The sequence below is a fragment of the Carnobacterium sp. genome (genome assembly GCF_032094055.1).
Taxonomy (GTDB): domain Bacteria; phylum Bacillota; class Bacilli; order Lactobacillales; family Carnobacteriaceae; genus Carnobacterium_A.
This window is the reverse complement of the sequence record NZ_DAMDAK010000067.1, coordinates 904-4,771: the sequence shown is the minus strand read 5'-3', so window position 1 is coordinate 4,771 and position 3,868 is coordinate 904. Positions and strand designations below refer to the sequence as shown.

General features: G+C 37.3%; 4 protein-coding genes and 2 pseudogenes. All 6 read left to right on the top strand.

Annotated features, from left to right (window positions below; genetic code table 11):
• A pseudogene (locus RT405_RS10015) lies at nt 1-226 on the top strand (ABC transporter permease); the annotation flags it as partial.
• Complete coding sequence (locus RT405_RS10010) at nt 223-1,056, top strand: ABC transporter permease (protein WP_313469443.1); 834 nt, start codon at nt 223-225, stop codon at nt 1,054-1,056. The pseudogene RT405_RS10015 and the gene RT405_RS10010, both read left to right, overlap by 4 nt.
• The gene (locus RT405_RS10005) at nt 1,053-2,126 is read left to right on the top strand and encodes an ABC transporter substrate-binding protein (RefSeq protein WP_313469442.1); all 1,074 of its coding nucleotides are present in this window, start codon (nt 1,053-1,055) and stop codon (nt 2,124-2,126) included. The genes RT405_RS10010 and RT405_RS10005 overlap by 4 nt, the downstream gene beginning before the upstream one ends.
• Nucleotides 2,127-2,371: 245 nt before the next feature.
• Nucleotides 2,372-2,830 carry an ASCH domain-containing protein gene (locus RT405_RS10000; protein WP_313469441.1) on the top strand — a complete coding sequence of 153 codons (459 nt, stop codon included), beginning with the start codon at nt 2,372-2,374 and terminating at the stop codon, nt 2,828-2,830.
• 53 nt (nt 2,831-2,883) lie between these two features.
• Complete coding sequence (gene rpiA, locus RT405_RS09995) at nt 2,884-3,555, top strand: ribose-5-phosphate isomerase RpiA (protein ID WP_313469440.1); 672 nt, start codon at nt 2,884-2,886, stop codon at nt 3,553-3,555.
• A 124-nt stretch (nt 3,556-3,679) separates the two neighbouring features.
• Nucleotides 3,680-3,868: pseudogene (gene deoA / locus RT405_RS09990) on the top strand (pyrimidine-nucleoside phosphorylase); the annotation flags it as partial.

The window sequence follows — 3,868 nt, the reverse complement described above, 5'->3', positions numbered from 1 at the left end:
AAGCGGAGTGCAGGCTGTTTTCATTCCATCTCTTTCTTTGTTTATGCTGACACGTTTAATTGGCGGAAACCGCGTGATTACTTTGGGTACAGCTATTGAGCAGCATTTTCTTGTTACACAGGACTGGGGTATGGGTTCCACGATTGGCGTTGTATTAATAGCAGCCATGTTGATTATTATGTTGATAACTGGTGAAAAGAAGAAGAAAGAAGGGATGCACAAATGAAAAAGCAACGGTTTAAATGGTCGAATCTTTATTTGATAGCTGTTTTCATTATTCTATATGCTCCTATTTTTTATTTGATTCTTTATTCTTTTAATGCTGGCGGAGATATGACCAGTTTCAGTGGAGCAACATGGGATAACTACCGAGCAGTCTTTGAAGATGTCCGCTTAATCACGATCGTATTAAATACCTTGCTGATTGCACTACTGTCATCCTTGATTGCCACCATAATCGGGACTTTCGGTGCATTGGCTATTTACTATACTAAAAAAAGGCAAGCCCGAAATGCTTTATTGAGTTTGAATAATATTTTAATGGTGTCGCCAGATGTAATCATTGGGGCAAGCTTCTTAATTTTATTTACCTTTATCGGTTTTAGTCTTGGCTTTGCTTCTGTTTTGCTTTCACATATTGCTTTTAGTATTCCCATTGTCGTATTGATGGTTTTGCCTAAATTAAAAGAAATGAACGATTCCATGCTGATGGCTGCTCGTGACTTAGGAGCAAATAACTGGCAAGTATTGAGTAAAATTGTTTTACCCAGTATTACGCCAGGAATTTTAGCCGGTTTTTTTATGGCGTTTACGTATTCATTAGATGATTTTGCCGTAACTTTTTTCGTTACCGGCAATGGATTCACAACACTGGCCGTAGAAATCTACTCACGGGCACGGCAAGGAGTCAGTTTAGAAATTAATGCGTTAAGTGCGCTGATGTTTATTTTTGCTTTGATGTTAGTGATCGGCTACTATTTTGTTCAACAACACAATCTTTCAAAAAAACAAAAATCCAAAAAACGCTATGGAACTGAGGCGGTGAACATACGATGAAACGGCTAACAATCTTAATTTTTGCTATTTTAATGGTGAGTGCAGGTTTGTATTTCTCGGTTCATCAATTAAGTAAGTCGCAAGGGATTACGACAGAAAACACACTCAATTTATACAATTGGGGCGACTACATTGATCCTAGCTTGATCACAGCGTTTGAAAAAGAGACAGGTTATCGTGTATCTTATGAAACTTTTGATTCCAATGAAGCTATGTATACGAAGATAGAACAAGGCGGAACAGCTTATGACTTAGCTGTTCCCAGTGAGTATATGATTCAGCGAATGATGAAAGAAAACTTATTGATTAAATTGGATCACAAAAAAATTAAAGGGCTAGAAAATATTGATGAACCCTTTTTAGATTTATCATTTGATCCTGGCAACAATTATTCCATTCCTTATTTTTGGGGAACATTAGGCATTATTTACAACGATAAGTTTGTTTCGAAAGAGGACATTCAGCATTGGGATGACTTATGGCAGCCTAAATTACGGAATAATGTGATGTTGATAGACGGTGCTAGAGAGGTATTAGGGTTATCGTTGAACAGCCTAGGGTATTCGTTGAATACAAAAAACACATCTGAGTTGTCAACAGCAGCAGAAAAACTGGATAGTTTAACACCTAATGTTAAAGCAATCGTAGCAGATGAGATTAAGATGTATATGATCCAAGAAGAAAGCTCTGTTGCGGTAACTTTTTCAGGTGAAGCAGCTGAAATGTTGTCTGAAAATGAGCATTTGCATTATGTGATTCCAGAAGAAGGATCAAATCTTTGGTTCGATAATTTTGTTATTCCTAAAACCGCTAAAAACACCGAAGCGGCTTATGCGTTTATTAATTTTATGCTGGAGCCTGAACATGCAGCACAAAACGCTGAATATATCGGCTACTCAACACCCAATAAAGCGGCCATGAAAATCTTACCTGCTGAAATAACAGAAGATAAGCAATTTTATCCTGATTCTAAGACGATAGAAAATTTAGAAGTGTATGAAGATTTAGGCAAACACTATATTGGACGCTACAATGACTTATTTTTAGAATTTAAGATGCATCGAAAATAGAGACAGAACTGTAAGCAAAGCTGGTTTTTTAAAAGCCGGCTTTGCTTATTTTTTATGGTTGATCAGCTAAAGGAAGATTCTGTTTAAAATACTTGTTTTTACACAAAAAATAGTAGATTATGGTACAATAGCTCCTGACGGTTAGTTGATTAAATACGTTATTTTAATCAGAAAAAGGAAAAAAACACTGTTAAATCATTTGAAAATAATGAGTTGAAAATATTGAGAGAAGTAAGGGTGGAACAATGATAAACGAATCGGTAGAAGAGTTATGGGAAAACTTTAAGCTTCAGAATCCTAACTTACCAGATCATTATGAATTTTTAACATTCGGCCAGACTGAATCAGCAGCGAATAAATCTGCTGCATTAGTATTGGAAGGGCTGAAAACGGCAAAAACAACACTATTATTGGAATACCAAGAAGAGAACAAATCCATACCCAAAAAAGGAGACTATGCCATCATTTTGGACGGACGCCATCAAGCGATCGGAGTTGTCCAAATACTAAAAGTCAGAGTCATTCCTTTCGATGAAGTCACAGACGAGATCGCGTATGAAGAAGGGGAAGGCGACCGGACGTTGTCAACATGGCGTGAATTTTACCAACTCTATTTTCAGCAGCAATGTAAAGCAAAACAACATTCTTTTTCTACAAAAATAGAAGTCGTTTGTATTCAATTTGAGTTAGTCTATGCTGCTTAACATAAATGGTTATCAATAAAATAGGAAAAAAAGACAGAAGGAGCGAGAGCAGGATGAACAGCAAACAAATGGTTGGAGAAAAAGCAGCAGAGTATGTAGAAGATGGTATGATCGTAGGATTAGGCACAGGCTCAACTGCTTATTATTTAGTTGAAGCTCTTGGCAGAAGAGTGAGAGCAGGATTACGGATAGTAGGAGTGACCACCTCTTCGCGAACAAAAGCACAAGCAGAAGCAGTCGGGATACCTTTAGCTGACTTGAATGATGTGATGCAAATCGATTTGACGATCGATGGTGCAGATGAAATCAGTAAAGACTACCAAGGCATCAAAGGCGGCGGTGGTGCATTACTCTTTGAAAAGATGGTAGCGAATCATTCAAAGCGAGTTATTTGGATCGTAGATGACAGTAAAATGGTATCGGAGTTAGGCGCTTTTCCTTTGCCAGTCGAAGTAGTTTCTTTTGGATATCAACAGTTATTCCGCTTATTTGAATCAAAAGGCTATCAGCCTCAGCTGCGTTTAGGAGACGATGGACAAACCTATGTAACAGATGGAGGGCATTACATTATTGACTTGCATTTAAAGTTGATCGAACACCCACATCAATTAGCTGCATGGCTTGATGGATTAACTGGTGTAGTAGAACATGGTTTATTTTTGGACCAAGTGAATACTGTGATCATTGGTCATGAAAATGGTATCGAAGAAGTGTCAGCCCGTTAATAAAAGCCTTGAAGCAGTTAGAATAGGGACAGATGAGAATTCTAAATTTTTGATTAATGAAACCGTTATCAATTGAAGGTATGTTAAAATGAAACAATAGCGAACATAAAGGAGATTAGAAGATATGCGCATAGTTGATTTAATTGCCAAAAAACAACACGGAGAAGCTTTGACAACAGAAGAAATTAAATTTATGATTCAAGGGTTTACTACTGGGGAAATACCGGATTATCAGATGAGTGCCATGGCGATGGCGATTTACTTCAAAGGTATGAATGACCAAGAACGCAGTGATTTAACCATGAGCATGGTA